General features: G+C 42.7%; 20 protein-coding genes. 12 read left to right on the top strand and 8 right to left on the bottom strand.

Annotated features, from left to right (window positions below):
- Positions 1-524 precede the first annotated feature (524 nt).
- From V7K61_RS01380 to V7K61_RS01370, 3 genes are all read right to left on the bottom strand, one after another.
- A complete protein-coding gene (locus tag V7K61_RS01380; RefSeq protein ID WP_335050274.1) occupies positions 525-998 on the bottom strand; it encodes a hypothetical protein in 474 nt (157 codons plus the stop codon).
- Between the two features lie 81 nt (positions 999-1,079).
- Positions 1,080-3,368: a PhoD-like phosphatase gene (locus V7K61_RS01375; RefSeq protein ID WP_335050271.1), complete on the bottom strand. Its 2,289-nt coding sequence runs from the start codon at positions 3,366-3,368 to the stop codon at positions 1,080-1,082.
- Positions 3,369-3,563: 195 nt separating this feature from the next.
- Positions 3,564-4,955, bottom strand: a complete 1,392-nt coding sequence (locus V7K61_RS01370) for a malic enzyme-like NAD(P)-binding protein (RefSeq protein WP_335050269.1) — start codon at positions 4,953-4,955, stop codon at positions 3,564-3,566.
- Positions 4,956-5,569: 614 nt separating this feature from the next.
- On the opposite strand from V7K61_RS01370, the gene V7K61_RS01365 reads away from it, so the two are divergent.
- From V7K61_RS01365 to V7K61_RS01345, 5 genes are all read left to right on the top strand, one after another.
- A complete protein-coding gene (locus V7K61_RS01365; protein ID WP_335050267.1) occupies positions 5,570-5,920 on the top strand; it encodes a YtxH domain-containing protein in 351 nt (116 codons plus the stop codon).
- 11 nt (positions 5,921-5,931) lie between these two features.
- On the top strand, positions 5,932-6,471 hold the full coding sequence (locus V7K61_RS01360) for a DUF948 domain-containing protein (protein ID WP_335050265.1): 540 nt from the start codon (positions 5,932-5,934) through the stop codon (positions 6,469-6,471).
- Positions 6,472-7,039: 568 nt separating this feature from the next.
- The gene (locus tag V7K61_RS01355) at positions 7,040-7,849 is read left to right on the top strand and encodes a TPM domain-containing protein (protein ID WP_335050263.1); all 810 of its coding nucleotides are present in this window, start codon (positions 7,040-7,042) and stop codon (positions 7,847-7,849) included.
- A gap of 109 nt (positions 7,850-7,958) precedes the next feature.
- Complete coding sequence (locus V7K61_RS01350; RefSeq protein ID WP_335050261.1) at positions 7,959-8,588, top strand: precorrin-8X methylmutase; 630 nt, start codon at positions 7,959-7,961, stop codon at positions 8,586-8,588.
- Positions 8,589-8,695: 107 nt separating this feature from the next.
- The gene (locus tag V7K61_RS01345; protein ID WP_335050259.1) at positions 8,696-10,108 is read left to right on the top strand and encodes a right-handed parallel beta-helix repeat-containing protein; all 1,413 of its coding nucleotides are present in this window, start codon (positions 8,696-8,698) and stop codon (positions 10,106-10,108) included.
- A gap of 205 nt (positions 10,109-10,313) precedes the next feature.
- On the opposite strand, the gene V7K61_RS01340 is transcribed toward V7K61_RS01345, so the two are convergent.
- From V7K61_RS01340 to V7K61_RS01325, 4 genes are all read right to left on the bottom strand, one after another.
- Positions 10,314-11,000, bottom strand: coding sequence for a phosphate ABC transporter permease (locus tag V7K61_RS01340; RefSeq protein WP_335050257.1), 687 nt, complete (start codon positions 10,998-11,000; stop codon positions 10,314-10,316).
- A 17-nt stretch (positions 11,001-11,017) separates the two neighbouring features.
- Positions 11,018-11,854, bottom strand: a complete 837-nt coding sequence (dapB, locus tag V7K61_RS01335) for a 4-hydroxy-tetrahydrodipicolinate reductase (RefSeq protein ID WP_179063828.1) — start codon at positions 11,852-11,854, stop codon at positions 11,018-11,020.
- A 1,085-nt stretch (positions 11,855-12,939) separates the two neighbouring features.
- Complete coding sequence (gene panB / locus V7K61_RS01330; protein ID WP_335050254.1) at positions 12,940-13,710, bottom strand: 3-methyl-2-oxobutanoate hydroxymethyltransferase; 771 nt, start codon at positions 13,708-13,710, stop codon at positions 12,940-12,942.
- Between the two features lie 144 nt (positions 13,711-13,854).
- Positions 13,855-14,961 carry a ligand-binding sensor domain-containing protein gene (locus V7K61_RS01325; RefSeq protein WP_335050252.1) on the bottom strand — a complete coding sequence of 369 codons (1,107 nt, stop codon included), beginning with the start codon at positions 14,959-14,961 and terminating at the stop codon, positions 13,855-13,857.
- Between the two features lie 854 nt (positions 14,962-15,815).
- Here V7K61_RS01325 and V7K61_RS01320 point away from each other — a divergent pair.
- The 5 genes from V7K61_RS01320 to V7K61_RS01300 all read left to right on the top strand — a co-directional run bounded on the left by V7K61_RS01320 (position 15,816) and on the right by V7K61_RS01300 (position 19,742).
- Positions 15,816-17,246, top strand: coding sequence for a form I ribulose bisphosphate carboxylase large subunit (locus V7K61_RS01320; RefSeq protein ID WP_229470486.1), 1,431 nt, complete (start codon positions 15,816-15,818; stop codon positions 17,244-17,246).
- 100 nt (positions 17,247-17,346) lie between these two features.
- Complete coding sequence (gene rcbX, locus V7K61_RS01315; protein ID WP_335050248.1) at positions 17,347-17,757, top strand: RuBisCO chaperone RbcX; 411 nt, start codon at positions 17,347-17,349, stop codon at positions 17,755-17,757.
- 47 nt (positions 17,758-17,804) lie between these two features.
- A complete protein-coding gene (locus V7K61_RS01310) occupies positions 17,805-18,143 on the top strand; it encodes a ribulose bisphosphate carboxylase small subunit (RefSeq protein ID WP_094327886.1) in 339 nt (112 codons plus the stop codon).
- Positions 18,144-18,511: 368 nt separating this feature from the next.
- Positions 18,512-19,057, top strand: a complete 546-nt coding sequence (psbP, locus tag V7K61_RS01305) for a photosystem II reaction center PsbP (protein WP_335050246.1) — start codon at positions 18,512-18,514, stop codon at positions 19,055-19,057.
- 88 nt (positions 19,058-19,145) lie between these two features.
- On the top strand, positions 19,146-19,742 hold the full coding sequence (locus tag V7K61_RS01300) for a Maf family protein (RefSeq protein WP_335050244.1): 597 nt from the start codon (positions 19,146-19,148) through the stop codon (positions 19,740-19,742).
- Between the two features lie 56 nt (positions 19,743-19,798).
- Here the strand turns inward: V7K61_RS01300 and V7K61_RS01295 are convergent, their stop codons facing one another.
- On the bottom strand, positions 19,799-20,029 hold the full coding sequence (locus tag V7K61_RS01295; RefSeq protein WP_335050242.1) for a hypothetical protein: 231 nt from the start codon (positions 20,027-20,029) through the stop codon (positions 19,799-19,801).
- A 201-nt stretch (positions 20,030-20,230) separates the two neighbouring features.
- On the opposite strand from V7K61_RS01295, the gene V7K61_RS01290 reads away from it, so the two are divergent.
- The gene (locus V7K61_RS01290; RefSeq protein WP_104905050.1) at positions 20,231-20,968 is read left to right on the top strand and encodes a phycocyanobilin:ferredoxin oxidoreductase; all 738 of its coding nucleotides are present in this window, start codon (positions 20,231-20,233) and stop codon (positions 20,966-20,968) included.
- Between the two features lie 843 nt (positions 20,969-21,811).
- Positions 21,812-23,236: an HlyD family efflux transporter periplasmic adaptor subunit gene (locus V7K61_RS01285; RefSeq protein ID WP_335050240.1), complete on the top strand. Its 1,425-nt coding sequence runs from the start codon at positions 21,812-21,814 to the stop codon at positions 23,234-23,236.
- Positions 23,237-23,262: the final 26 nt, after the last annotated feature.

Raw genomic sequence — 23,262 nt, 5'->3', positions numbered from 1 at the left:
TTGTTCGATGAGATTCATACTTTTTATCTATCAATTTTTCTCCACCCTCTACAAATCATTATTATTTTTCTTTCTTTGTATGAAACCACCCTGCCCCTGCCCCCCTTAAAAAGGGGGGTAATATATAGGTTATATGCACCTTTTTACTCGACTGTTGAGCCTTTGAACTCGGAAGTTGCACCTTTTTACTCGAACGTTGAGCCTTTGAACTCGGAAGTTGCACCTTTTTGCTCGAACGTTGAGCCTTTGAACTCGGAAGTTGCACCTTTTTGCTTGAACGTTGCACCTTTGAACTCGGAAATTGCACCTTTTTGCTCGAACGTTGAGCCTCTGAACTCGGAAGTTGCACCTTTTTACTCGAACGTTGAGCCTTTGAACTCGGAAGTTGCACCTTTTTGCTTGAACGTTGAGCCTTTGAACTCAAAAAAAGAAGCTCAGAACTCGAAATGTTGTGCTTTTAACTCCAACATCCAAATTTTGAGCTTCAACGTTGCGCATTTTAAGTGCAAATAGTGAGCTATTTTCTACAATGCTGCTTTTTGAGACTTGGATTTTGCAGGTTTACGAGCAAATCGTTGTCCCATTTCCACAACTACTGCATCTAAACCCGCGCCCTGTCCACTGGCTTTGGCGTAGTTATAAACCTGTAACGCGGCTGCATAAGCTTCACTACCGACTGCAAGAGATGTATCATCTACCAACTCTTGTAACTGCGTCAACGACAACAACACCGGATACAACGCTTCAAATAATTGCACGTCTTTCCGCATTTCATCCAAGTCAAACGATCGCGGTAAAAACTCTGGGTTCTGCGCCGCCACCTCTAATGCTTTACTCACAAACGCCCGACTCTTATCTCCCATCTTGGGTAAAGTCTTGCGATCGTCGGCACTCAAATCAACCAAAAATGGTAATTTTTCTTTAATGATGGTAATGGCTTGCAACACAGCATCTCTGTCTGTTTGTGCCAATGTTGCACTAATTGGGGTCGTAGACATAGAAATCACTCTCCAGTAAGTTTCTTCCATCTAGAGTGCCCACATATACAACTAAAATTTCCATTCACACAGCAAAGCTGGTCATCGTAATAAAGATTGATTGGGCGTTAATTGGCTCTCAAAACGACTGTAAACAATTTGGGTTGGATACCAACAAGAAAACCAGTACAAATCTTGAATAACTTTGCAAGTACTACTCTCATCTGCTAACTCAAAGTGAACCAGAGCTAAATTATTCAATCCAACTACCTCTCGTCCCTCCTGAAACCAACGAGATTTCCAAAAACTCAACGGTTGTAACCATTTCCATTTGGCATTTTCGGCTCGTTTCCAAGGAGCTATCAAGGATAATATATCTGCTGTGTAGGTAGAAGTCTGAACACTGTTTCTCGGTATCCACTCCAGCACACAATGCCAGTCAGAGTCATTCAGCAGCTGACGATTATGGTCTAATTGTTTCTCGGAAATTTCTACCATATTGGGTGGGTTGCTCCAGCCGATCCAATGTCTTACGTGTTCTGGGAGGAGCCAATGTTTCAATCGTGTATGAATCAGCCGCGTCAAAATCTCTTCATTCTTCAATGCACTAGCGGTTAACTGTACCAAGACAGATTGTAATTTGGAATGGGTGCGTGCATAAGATAAGTGAGCAACTGAACTGTAGTGAATATCCCCAGATAGAATCACGACTTGTTGACGTTCCTCAAACAAAGTAGTTAGGAATTTTGCCAGTGCTTCAACATTAATGTTCCAGGCATCTCCAACATCGGTTGAAAAAACTTTCTCCTGTTTTAACTGCCAATGATGAATCCAATCAATCACTTGTAATCCAAATACATTTGTGGGCGCAATCACAAATGTAGTTTTAATCTGAGTTTGTTCATCTACTTCTTGTAAAGGTAAAAGTAGTTGTTGCTCAAAGGCTTTGGGACACAACAGCATCGGTGGAGCAATTGGTTTTTGATCGGCTGGATAACCCCGCCATGTACGTGTATCCAGCACAATTACTTCATGGCAATCGCTTCTAACTATGTAATGCCAAGTCAGCGCTTCAGGATCTCGATCCAGAATAAATACTGCACCGTCTCGGACTAAAATAGGTAAGTCTGTATGGGGATCGTTGGCTGGCATACCTACATAACGAGCGATCGCTTCATCAGCCTTTGCATCCGTTCCTTGAGAAGCTGACCAAGCTTGTGCAGCCGCCAACAGCTTTTCACCTGGTTTTCCTTGTGCAAATTGCCCTGGTGTATTGCCCCATGCTTGAAATACCGAATAGGCTAACAAGGCATTTTGGACTATTCTTCGCCCTAATGGCCGCCCCAACACTCGCAAACACCAAGCTTGGTTCAAATTCCAGTCATCACTAACATCATGGTCATCAAAGATGCTGTGCATGGGGATATTGGCAAGGGCGCGGCGCACTTTCCAAAGGGTATAAATGAATTGTCGCAAATGCTTAACTGCGCGATTCCAGTCTTTGATAGCATGGCGATCGCGTGTTACTTGCTCTCCTTTGGGAAATTTTGTCGGCCAGCACACTGGCGACCAAGCTAGTAAATAAGTAGCGTAATATTCACCCAGACTAAAAAGATGACTGTTGACCTTCTCAGCTTTATTATGTAATCCTGCGGTCAAGCCAGCTTGATTTGTCGCAGCATCAGCTCGCTCTCCAGGTGGTAGCTGCTGGGGAGTACAGTACACTCCATTCACCGGAAGTTGTTCTTCCCAACCCAAAAGGGCATCACCAAGAGTAGTGGCAACCCACAACGACGGATCTGCTACATCATCTCCATAAATTTGATCTCCCGTGAGAAACAGCTGGTGAGGTCGGTGCTGGGGTTGATTTGCTGACGCCTGAATTATAGTGTCGAGAATTGGCAGTGCATCAAACCCATGACCATGAGGTTTACGGCAGGAAGCATGGACAATTTGCAAATCTTGAAGACGGTTTGGCGGTAGAGCGAAGGTTGGTTTTTGATGATCAAAGTAGCTGATGTTAACTAGAGGAGAGGAGTTTGAACATAATGCTTGTTGCAGAGTTTCCGTGGTTTGGTTAGCAACAGTAAACTGGAGATCGTATGCATAGATGTGACCTCCAGTTAGGCGATGTCCAATTGTAGACCGAGCCGCGATCGCAACTACATGAAGATACTTACCCAGAGCAAAGGTAGAGCGTTCTCCCTCGAATAAGCAATTTCCTATTACTTCACCATCATTTGTTGTGTCATAAACCTTAAGTTCTACCTGACAAGATTGTTTGAGTGCCACCCATACTGTTACAGACTCTGGCTCAGTATGTTTGAGGATTGGCCCCCCTAAAATCAGTGGTAGTTCTTGTAAAAACTCGTCCCCAACTTGATACTTCATTGCAAACAGTTGACAAAGTGACGGTGTTTTAGATGTGTTACTTTGCTCCTCAATTGGTAGCTCCAACTCATCTAATCACCAATCATGCATCAATTCTCATCTGTTTAACATCAGTTCATAGCCCAAATTGATTGCAGCCAAAAAACTCAGGGACGAGCGAGACACCCATCCCATAAAAGTGATTATTTTAGTTAATTAATTCCGCGCGATACCTTCTTCACGCGCGGCGCGTTGCACAGCAGCAGAAACAGCAGTGACGACGCGCTCATCAAAGACTGAAGGAATAATATGTTCCCGATTCAAGTCTGAAGGCTTGACTAAAGAGGCGATCGCACTTGCGGCTTCGAGGTACATTTTGATGGTAATTGTCTGTGCCCGACAATCTAAAGCACCACGGAATACTCCAGGAAAAGCAAGGACGTTATTAATTTGATTTGGGTAATCACTGCGACCGGTTGCGATGATTGCAACATCTTTACTGATTAATTCTGGCTGAATCTCTGGAATCGGATTTGCCATTGCAAAGACAATTGGATCTTTGGCCATCGATTGCACCATTTCTGGTGTCAAAACTCCTGGTGCGCTGACTCCAATAAACACATCTGCCCCTTGCATTGCACCTGCTAATGTACCCTGACCTTTCACAGCAAATTCAAGTTTTTCCTCTGTCAAATCGGTGCGATTTGTAGAGATAATCCCTTTTGAGTCGCACATCCAGATATTTTCTGCCCCAGCTTTACGGAGTAACCGAGCGATCGCCACTCCTGCCGCCCCAGCACCGTTAATCACAATCTTGATTTCTGCTAAGGACTTATGTACCAGTTTCAAAGAATTAAATAACGCCGCCAAGGTGACAATTGCTGTACCATGCTGGTCATCGTGAAAAACGGGGATATCTAACTCTTCGCGCAATCTCTTTTCGATTTCAAAGCAGCGAGGTGCAGCAATATCCTCTAAATTTACGCCCCCAAATACCGGAGCAATATTCTTAACTGCCTGGATAATTTCTTCTGTATCTTGGGTAGCGAGACAAATGGGAAAAGCATCCAGCCCTGCAAATTCCTTGAATAGCATAGCTTTGCCTTCCATGACTGGTAGGGCGGCTGCGGGGCCAAGATTTCCCAAACCCAAAACGGCACTACCATCGGTAACAATAGCAACGGTGTTTTGTTTGATGGTTAAGTTGTAAACTTCCTCTGGATCTTGAGCGATCGCTGTACAAATTCGACCAACTCCGGGCGTGTAAGCCATTGCCAAATCGGAAACACTCTTCAGGGGAATTCTACTGGTAATGCTGATTTTGCCACCGCGATGCAAATTAAAGGTGCGATCGTAAACACTGAGTAACTTAATGTCTGGCAATGCTTTGACTGCTTGCACAATGGTTTCAGCGTGTTCAGTACTAGCAGCATCCACAGTAATATCGCGGGTGGACTCCTTGCGGGTTTGCTCGATTAAATCAATTTGACCGAGATTACCGCCAGTAGTTGCGATCGCATGTGTTACCGACGCCAACATCCCTACACGATTGGGAATCTGCAAGCGCAGTGTCAAACTAAAACTAGAATTAGGAGTTAGGTCTGCCATGTTGATTTTGGATTTTAAGTTTTAGATTTTATATTGAATTGAGACAAAAACTAAAATCTGAGATTTGTAGTCTGTAGAAACACAATGTATGTAAACTTTTGGGATAATCATCAGTAGTTAGTTTACCCATTGCTTACAGTTTTGATAATTATTTTTATTTATACCAATGCATTTACTAATATAAATGAGTAACAATTTAGTAATTGTACCCAAATACACCAGATATTTTTTATATATTTGATCTATGTAAATATTTGTATAACTATAGCTTTAACGCAAATACCGTCGTCTCGTCGTGAGATGGGAGCGTCGAAAGGTTTATATCGCTTCCCCTTTCCATACCCTCAAAGCTTTATTATTAAGAGCGTCTCCCCCAGTAGAAGGGTACGGAACTACCCAAGACATAACACAAAGCGACCCCCACCAGAGGTATCAAAACTTTGGGAGATAGGGAGAGTTTTGAATTATTAAGTAATCAATGCTTTTAGTATTAATGAATAAAAGCAACATTTCTGGCTGATATTTTGTCACCATAGATTAACTGAATAAAATCAGTTGAGTCTTACAAGGGGAGAAAACCCACCTAAAATGGGTGTAATGGGAGAAACAATAAGATGTCTAATAACCGTTCTGGAGTATTTATTAGCGGTTTGATGCTGGGAGCTACTATCGGTGCTTTAACCGGTTTACTCGTGGCTCCACGCACAGGGCGCGAAACGCGTAAAATTTTGAAAAAATCTGCCAATGCTATCCCAGAATTGGCAGAAGACTTATCAATGAGTGTGCAAATTCAGGCAGATCGTCTCTCTGCTAGCGCACTGCGAAACTGGGATGAGACTTTAGATAGATTAAGGGAAGCGATCGCAGCAGGTGTAGATGCCAGCCAGCGAGAAAGCCAAGTCTTGAAGCGACAAACATCTGTTGAAGACTCAGATTCGCTTCCCCAGCCATTAGAACGCTCATAAATGACATAACCGTGATTGAACCCCTGTTTTGGTTGGGACTTTCCTTACTTTTAGTCGCCACAAGCCTGACTGCGGTTTTAGTGGCGGCGATACCGGCTTTGCAGGAGTTAGCACGCGCGGCTCGCAGTGCAGAAAAGCTTTTTGATACTCTCTCACGGGAGTTACCACCTACTTTAGAAGCTATCCGCGTGACTGGCTTAGAAATCACTGACTTAACTGATGATGTCAGTGAAGGTGTAAAAAGTGCTAGTCAAGTCGTGAAACAAGTTGACCAAAGTCTTGATAGTGCAAGAATTCAGGCTCAAAATCTGCAAGTAGGTACGCGCAGCATCTTTATTGGCGCGAAAGCTGCTTGGAAAAACTTCACGCGCCAAAAACCCGTAAGGCGGACGAGCGATCGCTTGCCAAACAATGAGAAACCACCTCTAACGTTGCGAGAACGAGAAGTGCTGAGGCAAGAAAATCGTCGGAGCAAAGCAGAGGTATACCGCGTTAATGACGGTTATAACGACGCTGCTAGCTGGGAAAGCAATTTTGATGAGGAAGATTGACCAAAAATTCAAAACCTAAATCAACAATTTTAGTTTTTCGCCGCTTATTTTTATCTTTGGGTGCAAATTTATTGAATAAAGCTGCTTTAATTTGACCGTAAATTGTTGCTGTTTTTTCTGTTATATGGTATATACGAATATCTTCTAAAAATCCTGTTAAGCGAGCCAGATTATTTTCCTTGCGTTGGCGTTAAAAAAATTGACTTTGACAAAGAGGTTAAGGCAAGAGACGCGATAAATCGCCGTCTCTACAAAAGACTGATTATTGTAGAGACGGCGATTTATCGCGTCTTTGTGATTTATAGTTTTCATCAAAAAACCTTAACTCTGGTATCTATAGCTTCCTCCCTTCTCCCTAGCCATAGGAATATTTTTGGTATTTTAACTGATTGACAAAATACGCTTTATCCTTATATATCAAGAATGCTACTCTCCACTCCCCAAAAACCTTTTGCTTTGATCCCCTAGATTAGAGTAAAGTAAACAAGTGTAAAGAACTATCATTTTTCTAGTACTCTTTTAAAACAACTTGTTCGCTTTTACCGTTAATATTTGTATAAAAACGTCCATGCAATCTTGTTTTTGGCGACGAATTCTAGTATCTATTGCAATATTTTTCCTGGCTGGGTCAATTTGGGTGATGCATTCTCCCCCAGCACTGGCTTATGACAATCCTGAGTTACTTCCTGACACCTTTACCCCAGTTGTAGATTTAGCTAAATCTCTGCCTGTGCTGCAAGAGGAAAAGCTTGTCAAAGAATTAGAGCAGTTTGAAGCCGATACGGGCTGGAAACTGCGAGTATTGACCCAGTATGACCGCACCCCAGGTAGGGCAGTTATCAAATATTGGGGTTTGGATGACAAAAGCATTCTACTAGTTGCCGATTCTCGTGGCGGTAACATCCTCAGTTTTAGCGTCGGTGATGCTGTTTATGAACTTTTACCCCGGACTTTTTGGATAGAACTGCAAACCCGCTTCGGTAATTTGTATTTTGTCCGCGAACAAGGCGAAGACCAAGCCATTCTACAGGCCTTAGAATCGGTTAAAGGCTGTTTGCTCAAGGGGGGTTGCAATGTTGTCCCCGGACTGCCACGAGAGCAATGGATTCTCACCTTGATTAGCTCAGTTATTGGTGGGGTGATTTGTGGATTTGCAGCTCAACCCCGCGATAAGGGACAAGTTTTTGCTTGGCAATGGGCTTTAATTTTCTCACCTTTGTGGGGAATCTTGTTTATTGCCTTCGGCATTGGGCCAGTTGTGACACGTACAAGCGACTGGTTGCCTTTAGTTCGCAATATCTCTGGGTTTCTCATTGGCGTCTTGGTTGCCTACCTATCTCCTATTTTCAGCCGGTCTTCTTCTAGTAATGAGTTATGAGTGAGTAGTTAGGAGTGAGTAGTTTAATTAACTTATAACTCCTAACCCCTAACTCTTAACTCTCTGAAGCTGATAAGCTGAAAGCTAATATTTGAGAAGCTCAACAAAAATGGAATGGCACGTAACTGATGCTCAAAGTTTAGCAATCATTGATAGTGAAATTGGCGATCATGTCTTTTCACCCGCAGAGTATGAGATTGTGCGTCGGGTAATCTACGCCACGGCTGACTTTGAGTATAAGTCTTTGATTCGCTTTTCTGAGCGTGCCTTGCAAGCTGGAGCAGCAGCGCTAGCCGCACGTACCACAATTGTGGTAGATGTCCCGATGGTACAAGTAGGTATTGCCTACGACATTCAAAACACTTTTGCAAATCCAGTGTATTGCAGTATGGAAGCTCTCACACGCCCTCAAAAAGAAAAAACTCGCGCAGCATGGGGAATAGAAACCTTAGCAAAGCGTTATCCAGAGGGCATTTTTGTGGTAGGTCAAGCGCAAACGGCACTGACTGCACTGGTGGATTTAATTGAAGTTGAGGAAATTAGACCTGCTTTAATAATCGCAACTCCAGTGGGATTTGTAAATGTTGATGAAGCTAAGGAGCGTTTACAAGACTCTCTAGTGCCTCACATTATAATTCACAGCCGCAAAGGTAATGCAGTTGTAGCAGCTGCGATCGTTGATGGATTGGTAGACTTAGCTTGGCAAGCCTATGGACAAGATGGAAATCGGGGGAGCTAGGATAAGTCAACCCTATGATACCCTTGATGCCAAATAGTATTTAAAAGGACTGACATATCCTGATATTATATTTTTGTTAAGTAGTGCCTATAAAGGAGCCTTTTGTTGTGGTAATTCGAGGTTTCAGGTTAAGCGCATATCTTGCAATTCCCGTGGTATTAGGTCTTTTGGTTGGGCGAGAAAGGATAAAAATATATTTAGTTGAAAACATCCCTCAGATATTCACTAACAAACAAATTATTCTATCTAGCCATCAGCTACTCAGCATTAGGACAACGCCGAAAACATACTATGTTAGTGGTACAGGAAATGACACAAATAGCGGACTCTCTACTTCATCCGCCTTTAGGACAATTCAAAAGGCAGCAAATCTGACTAACCCCGGCGATACAGTATTGATTATGAACGGAGTTTACAGGAATGCAAAACCAAGTGGGGACGTAGTATCTATTACTCGCTCTGGAACAGCAAATGCATGGATTAAGTTTAAAGCATATCCTGGACATCAACCGAAAATTCAACACAATGGATGGCAGGGAATTTTCATTCACAAGGGAGCGTCATATATTGAGATAAATGGGTTGGAGGTGATAGGAAACAATGCCAACATAACCCTTGATTATGCGATGAGTCAGAAAACTAACAAATTAAACCCACTAACGAATGGCAACTGCATTAACGTAGATGGACGAAAAGATGGTCATAGTCACCATATACGTATTGTCAACAACAAGGTACATGGGTGTGGAGGAGCAGGCATTTCTGCTATTCAATCGGACTATGTGACAATAGATAATAACGAAGTGTTCGATAATGCCTGGTATAGCGTTTATGGTTGCAGTGGCATTTCGGTATTGAGCAGTTGGAATTATGACAACAAGCGGGGATACAAAATATTTGTTACTAACAACAAAACCTACAACAATCGTATGTACATCCCTTGGATTGCAGTTGGAAAGATTACAGATGGTAATGGTATTATTATCGATAGTACAAGAAATGATGAAAACCCAAAACTGGGTGCATATAAAGGATATACTTTAGTTAAAAATAATCTTGCATTTAATAATGGTGGATCGGGTATTCATGCATTTTTAAGCGAGCATGTTGATATTGTAAATAACACAGCTGTTTTAAATAACCAGAGTCCAGAACTTAATGGCGGGCAAATATTTGCTCATACATCATCTGATGTCAGAATTCTTAGGAACATTCTTTATGCTTTTCCTGGAAAAAACATTAATAATAAGACTAAAAATAAAAACGTTATATATGATTATAATATCTACATTAATAGTTCTAAAATAAATGTTAAAGGGTCTCACGATATTGTTGCAGGCTCACAATTTTTAAGCAAGTATCCTACTCTAGAAAAAATATCCGGCGATTGGAAATCGCGGTTAGATAAACAAAATCCGCCAACACAACCTTATGTAGAACCTAAGTCGGCAAGTTTTGCCTGCGGGACAGTGAGTTATCGTTTGCAAGGAAAACTCATCCAAGTGGGATGCTCTCGTTAGCAAGAAGGCAGGAGAGATTTATCCCGAATCTAAATGCTCGAACCTCCTGGACGACCATTGAGAAGTTTTGCGATTGAGAGCAAACTGCCGAGATATTTGGGATATTCGGCTCGTAATTATTAAATTACTCGCACCCTGGATAAATGCAGGGTGTAGGTCTATCTATTGTACGTTTCTGAAAGAGAAGCTTATACTGATTACCTCTTCAATCCTCTACTCTACGACGCCGACGACGCGGCTTTTGTTGTTGGTCTTCACGCAAGCGGCGACCGACTTCGTTAAAGAAATCTCGCCGCAGATAAGGATAATCGCTAACCCACAGGTTACGATTGGGAAAGTATATATCGCTGAATTCATCAATACTGCTCAAATCTGGGCGATTTGACATCACTACCATTTCTGCAATTTGACCGCGAGTAATAACTTTGTGGGCAGGACGCAATGGTGCTACAAATTCAATGCTAAATCCTGTATCATCACCTATCTCTAAGTTTATCTGTTTTTCTCGGTTTTCTATAATCACCAATTCGCCTTTGTTGTTGACTGTTTCGGTTTTACCCATCAACTGGTCTGTAATCCACCAATCTAGGACTCGACCACGGAAAAAGCCACCGTATTTATAACGGCGGCATTGTAAATTCCGCATACTTGCTTGAAAAACTGGATACCACAGCCAAAAAAAAGCGCTAATTATCCCTAGCACAAATACTATTGAAGCAAACTCAAGCTTGAAAACAACTGTTGCAATTAAAATAGCAACTACTGCAACTACAGAAATTAACAGCCGTTGCAAAAAATTTGAGAACTTCCCCCAGTAGTACTTGTACTGCAAACCAGTGGCAATGAGGGGGACAACTTGTTCAAATTTCTGGCGAGTCAGTGGTACTAACATGAGTGCTGAGAGTGTGTTTAAAGTATCTTTTCTAATCCATATACTAACGACTTTAGCGCTAAGACTTTGCGAATCGCTAGTAGCACTCCTGGCATATAACAAGCGCGATCGCTCGTATCATGTCGTAAAGTATAAATCTGTCCTGCTGCGCCAAAAATCACTTCTTGGTGGGCAATCAATCCCGGCAAGCGCACGCTATGAATTCTAATCCCTTCATCTGCGATACTGCCCCTCGCCCCTGGTAATTTCTCCGTTTCTTCTACAAGAGCAGGGTTAAAAGTTTTACCCAATTCTCCTAATAACTGCGCCGTTTGAATGGCAGTACCACTGGGTGCATCAGCTTTTTGGTTGTGATGCAGTTCGATAATTTCTACATGGTCAAAATATTTTGAGGCTGCGATCGCAGCTTGTTGCAACAGTACCATCCCAATGGAAAAATTAGGAATAATTAGACAACCAGTGCTAGCTTTGTCGGCAAAATCTGCCAAGTCTTGAATTTGTTTTGGGCTTAAGCCAGTGGTTCCAACTACAGGACGAATACCGTAAGCGATCGCACTGCGAATATTGTCATAAACTGAATCGGGATGGGTAAAGTCTACAATCACCCCTGGAGGAGACTGTCTGTCGCCAGCCACATACCCCAACATCGGTTCTAATTGATTGGTAATTGGCACTTCCAGAGGTTCGCTTAAACCTGCCAACTCCCCAGCATCTTTATCTTGATGTTCCAAACTGTGGTCAATTGCACCCACTAGGTTTAAGTCAGGCGCTTGCGCCACCGCCTTAATTACCTCACGGCCCATTTTACCAGCAGCACCGTTGACAATAACTGGGATAGGAGCTTGATTCGTCATAGGTCGAGAAATACTTTTTGAGTCAACAAAGGAATTGTAAAGACTTTCGCGATCTAGTAGCTAGCTTCTCAAATCTCTGGCTTAATTCCAACTACCCTGAATTGTGCAGCTAATCGCTTAGTTTTTCTACTCTCCAAAAGATCGGTTCTCGTTTTCATCCCACTATCTTACCCAGCACACCCGTTTTATTTGCGGATCGTACTGCCTTGATAAGTAGTCCTTATAAAATATATCAGCCTTTGTTTGTCAAGTCTAGTTGACCATTTGTAATATTATTGTTATATTTATTTACATAGCTTAGTAAAGACCAAAAGTAAGCCGCATAGCTAAAATTGCACCTTGTCTATGACCTATCTAGTTTTGGTTGCGTTGGGTGTTAACTAAGAAAAACAGACTTCGGTATTGCAATATCCCATCGACATTTGGACTTCTCCCATCTACCTCGGCTATCAAGTCGGGGTTTTTTATGTTCTTCATTAGCTGCTTATTTAACATTTCTTTAGTAGTTATACCAATTCATGAAAATCCTGATACATATAGATTTCATATAGATTTATCGTAGGGGCATTGCCATGTCCGCCCGAAAATAAATTTTCGGGCTAATAGCTTAAGTCTACTGAAGTAGACTGGAGATTTTTGGCGACATTTAGTCATCTTCAGATGACTTTAGCTATGAGACGGGAATTTCAATTCCCGGCGGACAAGCGATTGTAATATGAATTGGACGAACCATCTTTATTGATATGAGATGGGAATTTCAATTCCCGGCGGACAAGCGGTTTCGCGTTAAGTTGACACCAATGGGCAATGCCATGCCCTTACCAGCGTATTTGTATCATTATTAAAGTGAAATGGTATTACTGTTGATTTAGGTTGCAGTACTGCTTAAAGGATTTCCGAAAGACTGAATCAACATGGCTTAGGGCAATTTTTCCCAAAGTGAAATCCAAGTATTCAGTTCCTCGTTCGGAAGAAAATCTTTACTCTTAGATAAATATTTAATGATTGATAAACGATTCTTAATCAACCTTAGTTTTCTGAAAAGAAATTTGTTGCTTCAGTTTCAACCATAGTCAATGATGAAGTCAAGGAAACTTTCGCTCTCGCACTTCTGCGGCATAATCTTGCACAGCTTTGGTAATCGTCTCGCGCAAATTTGTGTAAACTTTGGCGAATGGTGGATGCTTTTGGGCCAGTCCGAGGACATCTGAGGTAACTAAAACTTGTCCATCGCAGTGAATTCCCGCACCGATACCAATTGTGGGAATACTCAATTTTTGTGAAATCTGCATTGCTAAATCTGCGGGTATATGCTCTAACACTAGAGAAAATACACCCGCTTGTTCGAGAGCGATCGCTTCTTGTAAAATTCTCTCACTGGCTTCTTGCGTCTTTCCTTGTTGTCGCAAACCCAGTTGATGTATTGATTGCGGTGTCAAACCCACATGACCCATGACCGGAATTCCAGCTTCTACTAAACGAGTCACAGTTTCGGCCATTGCTGGATAGCCACCTTCCAATTTTACCGCTTGAGCGCCCGTTTCCTTCAGCACCCGCCCAGCTGAGTGCATCGCTTGTTGCAGACTTTCTTGATACGTCAGAAATGGTAAATCTACAACTACTAATGCCCGTTTAACCCCACGGCGCACAGATTTGGCATGATATATAATTTCATCTAAAGTAATTGGCAGTGTTGTTTCATACCCTAAAACTACTGCCATAGAGTCACCCACAAGGATTAAGTCTACACCAGCTGCATCGAGGAGTTGAGCGATCGCATAATCCCAGGCGGTCAACGCGACAATTGAACGTCCCTGTTGTTTCCATTGAATTAATTGCTGGGTAGTGATTGCCATTTTTTGAGTGCTGAGTGCTGAGTAGTGTTAGCGGTAGCGGGGCGTTTAGCCCGTGCTGAATTAGAAGTTAAAAGTTAGGAGTGAGGAGTTTTGAATTTAAAAAATTTTTTAACTTATAACTCCTAACTCATAACTCTTAACTAATCATTTAACAGCGCGACTGAAAGCAATATGGGGTTTTGCACTGTCTGTTTTGGGCATTAACCAAGCTAGACCTTCACTAGTGCCAATCCATAATTTATTGCCGATATCAGGTGCAAGGGTAAGAACCCGACTAGAAGGAAGTCCAGCAACTTCTCCGTCTAATACAGCTCCTGTATTTGGATCTAATCGTAACAAACCATTATTAGTCCCGACCCAGACACTACCATCTTTAGCAAAACGTATCGCCGTTACATCACGCCCACGCAAGCGGGTTACAGACCGCAACACTGCACCAGTTTTTGGGTTAATAACTAGCAAATTATTCGGCATTCCTGCCCAAATTAACCCTTCTGGACTAATAGCTAAAGCTTGTACAGTTGTCCCTGGTAAATCGGCTATTCGCTTCATAATCGCAGCACTAGCAGTATTTACCCGTACCAATCCATCGAGAGTACCAACCCACAATTGACCTTCAGCATCTAAAGTTAGGGCGTTGGCGCTGACACCAGGCAGATTTTTTAATGTTGTCATAATCAAGCCTTGGTCGGGACTAATTAGAGCTAAACCGCTATCGGTTCCAGTCCATAAATAACCTCGTTTGTCAAGTAACAGTGACAACACGCGTTTAGAAGGCAAAAATAAATTTTGTGCGGTGATTTCGTTAGTGCGGGGGTCAACTCGAACTAGTCCCTCATAACTTCCTACCCACAAACGTCCTACTTTGTCTTGGGCTAAAGCACCAATGGCAACATTTGGTAAGCTAACACGAGAAATAATCTTGCCGGTTTTAGGATCGATCCGCGATAGTCCCCGCCAAGAACCTACCCAAAGATTACCTGCAACATCTCCCAATAAATTACCAACACGATAATCAGTTTTCGGCGAATTTTCTTCAACGCCCCGCTCATCAGGCAAAGATTCTACTCGCGGTGGCGGTGCGGAAGATGGGTAAGCGGGGGTTACATCAGATGAATTAATGTTAGGGGTTTTTTGCGCCCATCCCATATTTGGCAAAGCTATCAACCCCAGCAAGATAGAAGTAATTAATAAACTAGTACGCTTGTAAAACAATACCACGGTGACATTTCCTTTGGAGACAGTACCCATAGCATTTACCTAAACTGGCTTTGGGTTAATTTCAGTGTTCCCCTAGCTGGGATTTTTCAAACACTGGGGATGGGGATTGGGGACTGGGTATTGGGTAATAAGAAAGTATTCCTAATGAATAAAAATTAAATAACCTACAATTTATGTCCCTGATTTCCCTCACCCTATTTATTTCCTAGTCCCCAATCCCTAGTCCCCAGTCCCCAGATCCCATTGATGACACTTTGTAAAGCTCTTGTAACAAAAAGTTTAAATCTTTATGTAATAACAAAATTAAATAGATAAGTTAAAAACTTTCAAAGAATAACTTATCGAATTCTTGATATATTGTGAAACAAGTTACAAATTACGTGGTGTGTAATTCTTTTATCTTTTGCTCACCACTCTGCTAAATCTCTGTCAAGTAAATTCTTTTCTGGTATCTTTTCCACCAAAGGGAAAGATATAAGGAGTGTAAAGGCGGGAATGTGTGCCAGCCAGCCCAATCCCCTGAATACCCTGATTTATGGGGGAATTATCTAAATGCTGCCCACAAAAGGCAGAAGTTTTGGTGAATTGAGAAGGTTTAGTTGGGTGCGAAGAAGAGGTAAACAAGAATTTTGATTTTTAGCAAGAGGGAACAGTAGAAGCGCTAGGTCGTGTACCCCTAGAAGGGGAAAACACTGGTGAGGAGGGCTACCACCGCTACCAAAGTGTCCGCCGCAAAAAAACTGCTAACCTTTGCCAAAAACAATCCTTAACAAAAATTTTCCCGATCTTTTCCCCGATGAAGGGGGGTAAGCGCAGAGTGAGGGGAAGTTGCACAAAACGTGATTTGATAATTAACAAGAGTGATTTCAGGGAAGGATAAAATTATGTCTTACGCTCAAACGAAGACTCAGAGCAAATCTGGGTATCAAGCCGGGGTTAAAGATTACAGATTAACTTATTACACACCCGATTACACACCAAAAGATACCGATCTTCTAGCTGCGTTCCGTATGACACCTCAGCCTGGTGTTCCTCCCGAAGAAGCAGGTGCGGCTGTTGCGGCTGAATCTTCCACAGGTACTTGGACAACTGTGTGGACAGATTTGCTCACCGACCTCGATCGCTACAAAGGTCGTTGCTATGACATCGAACCAGTTCCCGGCGAAGACAACCAGTACATTTGTTACGTTGCCTATCCTTTGGACTTGTTTGAAGAAGGTTCTGTAACCAACGTATTGACCTCAATTGTTGGTAACGTATTTGGTTTCAAAGCTCTGCGCGCACTGCGTCTAGAAGACATCCGTTTCCCAGTAGCTTACATCAAGACCTTCCAAGGGCCTCCTCACGGTATCCAAGTTGAGCGTGACAAGTTAAACAAATACGGTCGTCCTTTACTGGGTTGTACCATTAAGCCCAAATTGGGTCTTTCCGCTAAGAACTACGGACGCGCTGTATACGAGTGCTTACGCGGTGGTTTGGACTTCACCAAAGATGACGAAAACATCAACTCCGCACCATTCCAAAGATGGCGCGATCGCTTCTTGTTCGTTGCTGAAGCTATCACCAAAGCCCAAGCTGAAACCGGTGAAATTAAAGGTCACTACCTCAACGTCACCGCTCCCACCTGTGAAGAAATGCTGAAGCGGGCTGAGTACGCTAAAGAACTCAAACAGCCCATCATCATGCATGACTACCTCACCGCAGGTTTCACCGCCAACACCACATTGGCTCGTTGGTGCCGTGATAACGGTATCTTGCTACACATTCACCGTGCTATGCACGCTGTAATTGACCGTCAAAAGAACCACGGTATCCACTTCCGTGTATTGGCTAAAGCCCTACGTTTATCTGGTGGCGACCACATCCACACCGGCACCGTAGTTGGTAAGTTGGAAGGTGAGCGCGGCATCACAATGGGCTTCGTTGACCTGTTGCGTGAAAACTACATCGAGCAAGACAAGTCTCGTGGTATTTACTTTACCCAAGACTGGGCTTCTCTACCTGGTGTAATGGCAGTTGCTTCTGGTGGTATCCACGTATGGCACATGCCCGCACTGGTAGAAATCTTCGGTGATGACTCCGTACTACAATTCGGTGGTGGTACTCTAGGACACCCTTGGGGTAACGCTCCTGGTGCAACCGCTAACCGCGTCGCCTTGGAAGCCGTTGTTCAAGCTCGTAACGAAGGCCGTAACTTGGCTCGTGAAGGTAACGATATCATCCGCGAAGCTGCCAAGTGGTCTCCTGAACTGGCTGTTGCTTGCGAACTGTGGAAAGAAATCAAGTTCGAGTTTGAAGCAATGGATACCGTCTGATCTGGGTTAACAGTTAAGAGTTAAGAGTTAAGAGTTAGGATTTGCATTAATTCATAACTCATAACTCATAACTCATAACTCTTCAGGGCTGGGGTCAAGCATGAATCTTAAGCAAATTGCGAAGGACACAGCCAAAACTCTCCAAAGCTATCTGACTTATCAGGCTCTAAGGACAGTATTGGCACAGCTAGGCGAAACTAATCCGCCATTAGAACTTTGGTTGCATAACTTTTCGTCTGGCAAAATTCAAAATGGTGAGTCATTCATTGAGCAACTGTTGCGAGAAAAACCAGATTTGGCTTTGCGAATCATGACTGTCAGAGAACACATTGCCGAAGAAATTGCAGAATTTTTACCGGAAATGGTTCGCACTGGCATTCAGCAAGGCAATATGGAGCAACGTCGCCAGCATTTAGAACGCATCACACAAGTAGTAGACACATCTAACCCCAGTCTGCAACCAGAACAGCAAGCAACTTCAGATCAGAATTTGGATAACTTATCCAATTAGTTCGGTCAACCTAGTAGTAAAAAATCGCAACCCATTATCATAAAGCTATGCAAACTTTACCAAAAGAGCGTCGTTACGAAACCCTTTCTTATCTGCCACCCTTGACTGACGCTCAAATTGCCAAGCAGATCCAGTACATTTTGAATCAAGGTTACATTCCAGCGATCGAGTTCAACGAAACTTCTGAGCCAACAGAATTATATTGGACAATGTGGAAGCTGCCTTTGTTCGGTGCTAAATCCACTCAAGAAGTATTGAGCGAAGTTCAAGGATGCCGTTCTCAATTCAACACTAGCTATATCCGTGTTGTGGGTTTTGACAACATCAAGCAGTGCCAAATTCTCAGCTTTCTTGTTCACAAACCTAACAAAGCTAACAGATACTAAAGCTAGCGAGCTTTAAGTAATTTAGTTTATCCCCATAGGAGAGGTAGAATTATCTGCCTCTCCTATTTACTAAATTCTTTTTGAAACGCAGAGGGACGCAGAGGTTTACGCAGAGGGGCGCGGAGTTATTCTCTGTGTGCCTCTACGTTTTTTAAGAGAGGAATAATACTACAAGAAGTAATATCAGGTTCGGTTGCAACATTACGATTAAACGTGAACCTAAGTAGTTCAGGAAGTATTTGCCAACATTTGGAGATTGAAGCTTCACTAAGCTAATGCATTATCCGAAGCGTCCCGCTTGGTGGGACAATAAAGACGAGAAATGATGCAAGCCTAGTGTTGTCTCCAGCCCAAAGGAATCTGTAGAAATGTGGAAACGAATTGTATTAATTTTACTATTGGCGTTAAGCTTCAGTCTGAGTAATTCTGATGTAGCGGCTGCGGCTGGACTCAAAAGCTTTGTAGACACTAGTGATGGCTATCAGTTTTTATATCCTAACGGTTGGCTGCCAGTTAAAGTTGCCAATGGGCCAGATGTGGTTTTCCACGATTTGATTGAGGTGTCTGAAAATGTTTCGGTTGTAATTAGCCCAGTTCCAGAAGGCAAAACCTTGTCAGAATTAGGAACCCCAACAGAAGTAGGATATAAATTAGGAAAAGCTGCTCTCGCGCCTCCTGACTCTGGTCGTTCGGCTGAATTAGTCAATGCCGCACAGCGAGAAGTAGACGGTAAAACATACTACCTTTTAGAGTATGAGGTTAAACTCCCCAATCAACAGGAACGACACAACATTGCCAGCGTTGCTGTGAGCCGTGGTAAACTTTTTACCTTCAACGCCTCAATTCCTGAAAAACGCTGGCAGAAAGTTAAACGAATGATTGATGAGGTTGTTAATTCTTTTTCTGTCTATTAATTGGGGAATGGGGAATGGGAATGGGGAATAAGAAAGAAACTTAATTACCAATGCCCAATGTCCAATTAACAAATTTTTCTAAAATCTCATGAAAATTCCACCTTTTGTACTTGCTTCAGCTTCCCCAGCCCGACGCCGCTTGCTGCAAACTGTTGGTATTGAACCGATAGTTCGAGCAAGTGACTTTGATGAGTCGCAAATTGAACTAAGTGAACCAGCAGAATTGGTCAAAACTCTTGCCGACTACAAGGCACAAACTGTAGCCCCGCAGTTTGAATCGGCTTTGATTATGGGTTGTGATTCAGTTTTGTCGATGAATGGTGAAATTTACGGCAAACCAGCAGATATCTCGGAAGCGATCGCACGTTGGCAGATAATGCAAGGTAACTTTGGCGACTTGTACACAGGTCACGCCTTAATTGATATAGACCAAAACCGTACTTTAGTCAAGTCTCAAGTTACAAGAGTTTACTTTGCCCAAATGAGCGAGAAGGCAATTAAAGCTTATGTTGCCACTGGTGAACCCCTCAAGTGTGCCGGGGCCTTTGCCATTGAGGGTTTTGGTAGTTTCTTCGTGGAAAAAATTGCAGGCTGTCACAGCAATGTAATTGGACTCAGTTTACCCCTGCTGCGCCAGATGTTAAGTGAATTGGGATACGATGTCACTGATTTCTGGCAGCAATAGTCATTTGTCTAAAGTTATTAACCAATGACAAATGACAAATGACAAATGACCAATAACTAATAACTAAATTGCCTGATATTGAGTATTGCTTCGCCATGATCTGGAATCCAGGCTAGCCACTCATCTGCTGAAACCGGACACAATAAAAGTGCTTCGTCAAAACTAAAGGGATTGGGAAGTTGCAAAAGGTTTACCCAAGTAGAAACTCTGAACCTCTGTAAGCCTTCCAGATTATTGTGCTTTCTTGCTTGCACAGCAAAATCCGGTCTATGAGAATCTAGTTTCATAGCTTTCTTTTAGCCTTCACAAATGGGCTAATCTAAAATTATTTCTGTAACCTAGACTACAAAATAAATAATCATTGTGAAAAGCATCTGTCTTATAAATTTACGTTGCCTGGGTGCAAGTGTTTGCTTATATTGCAGACCACAACAGGTATGGCACGACAGGTTGTAGACTGGCCATTAGATCGCATTCCCAACTAGAATATGTCATTTACTTCTATGCCCTCGCTGCGTGAGCAACAACATCCCCTAATTCGTCAGCTAGCTGATTGTATTGAGGCAGCTTGGCATCAGCACCTGGATTTATCCCCTTACCATTTGCCTAATGAGTTGGGGTATGTGGAAGGTAGATTAGAAGGCGAAAAACTGACGATTGAAAACCGTTGCTATCAAACGCCCCAGTTTCGGAAAATGCACTTGGAACTGGCAAAAATCGGCAATATGCTGGATATTTTGCACTGCGTCATGTTTCCCCGTCCAGAATACAACCTGCCGATGTTTGGTTGCGATTTAGTTGGGGGTAGAGGTCAAATTAGTGCTGCGATCGCAGACCTTTCTCCTATCCAAGTAGAACGCACCTTACCAGAATCTTATACTTCTGCACTGACACAGCTAACAGTGCTTAACTTTTCCCAACCCCGTGAATTACCTGAATGGGGAAATATTTTTTCAGATTTTTGTATCTTTGTCCGCCCCAGTTCCCCAGAAGAAGAAACAATGTTTTTGTCGCGGGTGCGAGAATTTTTAGATATTCATTGCATCCAAGCGATCGCCTCACATCCTGTTTCAGTTGAACAAGTCACCCAAAATCTCGCCGGACAACACAACTACTGCACCAAACAACAGCAAAACGATAAAACGCGCCGCGTACTAGAAAAAGCCTTTGGGCCAGCTTGGGCAGAAAATTACATGACCACAGTTTTATTCGACCTGCCAACTTAATCATCCCCTCCATCTCCCTCATCTCCCCCATCTGTAGGCTCTGCTACGTTTTCAGCTAATGGATAAATGTAGAATTCATTCAACGAGAGTTTTATGGAGTTCCAAAACAGAACAGGGAGAATAGTAAGGTCTTTGAAGCGAATATCACAAAATGGTTTGTTGTCTTGGTAGGTGCAAACAACTAGAGACAGCTAACTCATTGACCAGAAAGTTAAGGAAACTCTGATGTTAGGAATGTTTAAATTGACCCTTCGACTTCGCTCAGGGTGAACAGATATTTTTTAGTTAGTTAATCGTTGATTGACTTAAGGAAGACTAACTTTTGTAGCAAGATTGTGTCCAACAAAGGCAACAGTCTATTTTTGATGTTTCTTTTCAATTTTGTGACTAACTATAGCTGTAGTGAATGTAGCAGTAAAGTACCGCATCATACCAATTTAGAATTTTTTATAGAGATGTGATATATCGCGTCTCTATATCTTATCTAGATTCATACTGCTTGTGAATTCTGCTAACTCCCATTGCACTCATGTCTCAATAATACTCAGAGTTATTGAATAGTCAGCTACTATAGCGTTTCTCAGTTTCAATACAGACCTATCCCCACTCCCTAGTAAGCCTCAAAGCTGTTTGGAGAGAGGTCAAAGTGTATTGCATACATAATGAGCGGCTATAGAAAACACCATTTTGTAAAGCCATAGTGTTGAACGTTCATCACACAATGGATTTTTAAGCCATACCCAGCTTGAAACCACTGTTGTTTGTCCTAACAGCTGGCTGTTGATTAAAAACCTTTTTATTTTTACTTCCATCAGCACAATTCAGGTAAATGGGCAACATACTATGTCAAGGGTGACTGAAAAGCCGAAACCAAGTGAACAGACACTAAATCATGAACAACCTAAGATTTGGTGGGGTATCGCTGTAGCTGTGCCAGTAGTAATCGCTGCTGGGATACTAGGTACGGCCAAAATTGAGCAGTTAAGAAAACTAGCTACATCCGTACCAGTAATGCCATCTACCAATAGCATTAGTGCTGTAGGGCGTTTGGAACCGCGAGGCGAAGTTGTAAAATTGTCCGCCCCATCATCAGGATTAGCGCCATCGTCACGAATTCAGCAACTTCTGGTGAGAGAGGGTGAAAAGGTAAGGCAAGGTCAAATTGTCGCAATTTTGGACAACCGCGATACCCAAATAGCCGGACTACAAGAGGCAAAAGCGAAAGTCCAAGAAGCCCGTGCGAATTTAGCACAAGTCAGGGCTGGCTCTCCAAGAGATATTCAAGCCCAAAGAGCAGTTATTGCTCGCTTACAAGCACAGTTAATTGGCGAAAGGAATGCAGCGCAAGCTGCGATCGCGCGGGTTGCAGCTCAGTTAAGTGGTGATAAACTTGTCCAACAAGCAACCGTGAATCGCCTAGAAGCTGAACTTAGTGGGCAAAGAGATGCTCTCAGAGCAACGGTTGTGCGTATTCAAGCCGAACAGCGCAATGCTCAAGTCGATGCCGGACGCTATGATTATTTATACAAAGAAGGTGCTATTTCTCAGCAAGAGCGCGATAGAAGACGCTTGAGTGCAATAACTGCTAATCAGCAGGTGGCTGAAAGCCAAGCTACCCTAAAGCAGACATTAGCAACCTTGCGACAGCAACTTGCTGAAGCTAGAGCCAACCAAATACAAAATTCAGCAACTTTGCAACAGCAGTTAATCGAAGCTAAAGTTAACCGCGATAAAACTGTCGCAACTTTGCAAAGACAAATCGATGAAGAAAAGGCCAAACTAAGCAGAATTTTAGATGTTAGTCCTACCGATGTGCAAGTAGCGCAAGCCCAAGTTAGTAATGCGATCGCAAATGTCAGAAAAGCCGAAGCAGAACTAAGGTTAAGCTACGTTCAAGCACCAATCGCTGGAGAGATTTTAAAAGTTTACACCAAATCGGGTGAAGCGATCGGCGCAAATGGCATTGCTGAAATTGGCCAAACCAACCAAATGTTTGTAATTGCTGAAGTCGCTGAAGACAGCATTGGTAAAGTGCGTCTTGGTCAAAATGCTACTATCACCAGTGATAACGGCGCATTTAGCGGCGAATTAAAGGGAACTGTCACTGATATTGGCAGAAAAATTGGGAAAAAAGATGTGCTGAATACAGATCCAGCAGCAGATGTGGATGCCAGAGTTGTAGAAGTTAAAATTGCTCTGTCTCCAGAAGATAGCCTGAAAGTTTCTGGTTTAACTTACGCCAAAGTTCTTGTCGATATTAATAATTAATTAAGTTGTCGGTGAGCAGTAATCCT

The sequence above is a fragment of the Nostoc sp. genome, from assembly GCF_036918015.1.
Taxonomy (GTDB): Bacteria; Cyanobacteriota; Cyanobacteriia; order Cyanobacteriales; family Nostocaceae; genus Nostoc.
This window is presented reverse-complemented; position numbering and strand designations above follow the sequence as displayed.

What these genes read in the sequence shown, in the direction of transcription:
- V7K61_RS01380 (WP_335050274.1), bottom strand. Translation starts at nt 998, where the DNA reads ATGTCTACGACCCCAATTAGTGCAACATTGGCACAAACAGACAGAGAT.
- V7K61_RS01375 (WP_335050271.1), bottom strand. Translation starts at nt 3,368, where the DNA reads ATGAAGTATCAAGTTGGGGACGAGTTTTTACAAGAACTACCACTGATT.
- V7K61_RS01370 (WP_335050269.1), bottom strand. Translation starts at nt 4,955, where the DNA reads ATGGCAGACCTAACTCCTAATTCTAGTTTTAGTTTGACACTGCGCTTG.
- V7K61_RS01365 (WP_335050267.1), top strand. Translation starts at nt 5,570, where the DNA reads ATGTCTAATAACCGTTCTGGAGTATTTATTAGCGGTTTGATGCTGGGA.
- V7K61_RS01355 (WP_335050263.1), top strand. Translation starts at nt 7,040, where the DNA reads ATGCAATCTTGTTTTTGGCGACGAATTCTAGTATCTATTGCAATATTT.
- V7K61_RS01350 (WP_335050261.1), top strand. Translation starts at nt 7,959, where the DNA reads ATGGAATGGCACGTAACTGATGCTCAAAGTTTAGCAATCATTGATAGT.
- V7K61_RS01340 (WP_335050257.1), bottom strand. Translation starts at nt 11,000, where the DNA reads ATGTTAGTACCACTGACTCGCCAGAAATTTGAACAAGTTGTCCCCCTC.
- dapB (WP_179063828.1), bottom strand. Translation starts at nt 11,854, where the DNA reads ATGACGAATCAAGCTCCTATCCCAGTTATTGTCAACGGTGCTGCTGGT.
- panB (WP_335050254.1), bottom strand. Translation starts at nt 13,710, where the DNA reads ATGGCAATCACTACCCAGCAATTAATTCAATGGAAACAACAGGGACGT.
- V7K61_RS01325 (WP_335050252.1), bottom strand. Translation starts at nt 14,961, where the DNA reads ATGGGTACTGTCTCCAAAGGAAATGTCACCGTGGTATTGTTTTACAAG.
- V7K61_RS01320 (WP_229470486.1), top strand. Translation starts at nt 15,816, where the DNA reads ATGTCTTACGCTCAAACGAAGACTCAGAGCAAATCTGGGTATCAAGCC.
- rcbX (WP_335050248.1), top strand. Translation starts at nt 17,347, where the DNA reads ATGAATCTTAAGCAAATTGCGAAGGACACAGCCAAAACTCTCCAAAGC.
- V7K61_RS01310 (WP_094327886.1), top strand. Translation starts at nt 17,805, where the DNA reads ATGCAAACTTTACCAAAAGAGCGTCGTTACGAAACCCTTTCTTATCTG.
- psbP (WP_335050246.1), top strand. Translation starts at nt 18,512, where the DNA reads ATGTGGAAACGAATTGTATTAATTTTACTATTGGCGTTAAGCTTCAGT.
- V7K61_RS01300 (WP_335050244.1), top strand. Translation starts at nt 19,146, where the DNA reads ATGAAAATTCCACCTTTTGTACTTGCTTCAGCTTCCCCAGCCCGACGC.
- V7K61_RS01295 (WP_335050242.1), bottom strand. Translation starts at nt 20,029, where the DNA reads ATGAAACTAGATTCTCATAGACCGGATTTTGCTGTGCAAGCAAGAAAG.
- V7K61_RS01290 (WP_104905050.1), top strand. Translation starts at nt 20,231, where the DNA reads ATGTCATTTACTTCTATGCCCTCGCTGCGTGAGCAACAACATCCCCTA.
- V7K61_RS01285 (WP_335050240.1), top strand. Translation starts at nt 21,812, where the DNA reads ATGTCAAGGGTGACTGAAAAGCCGAAACCAAGTGAACAGACACTAAAT.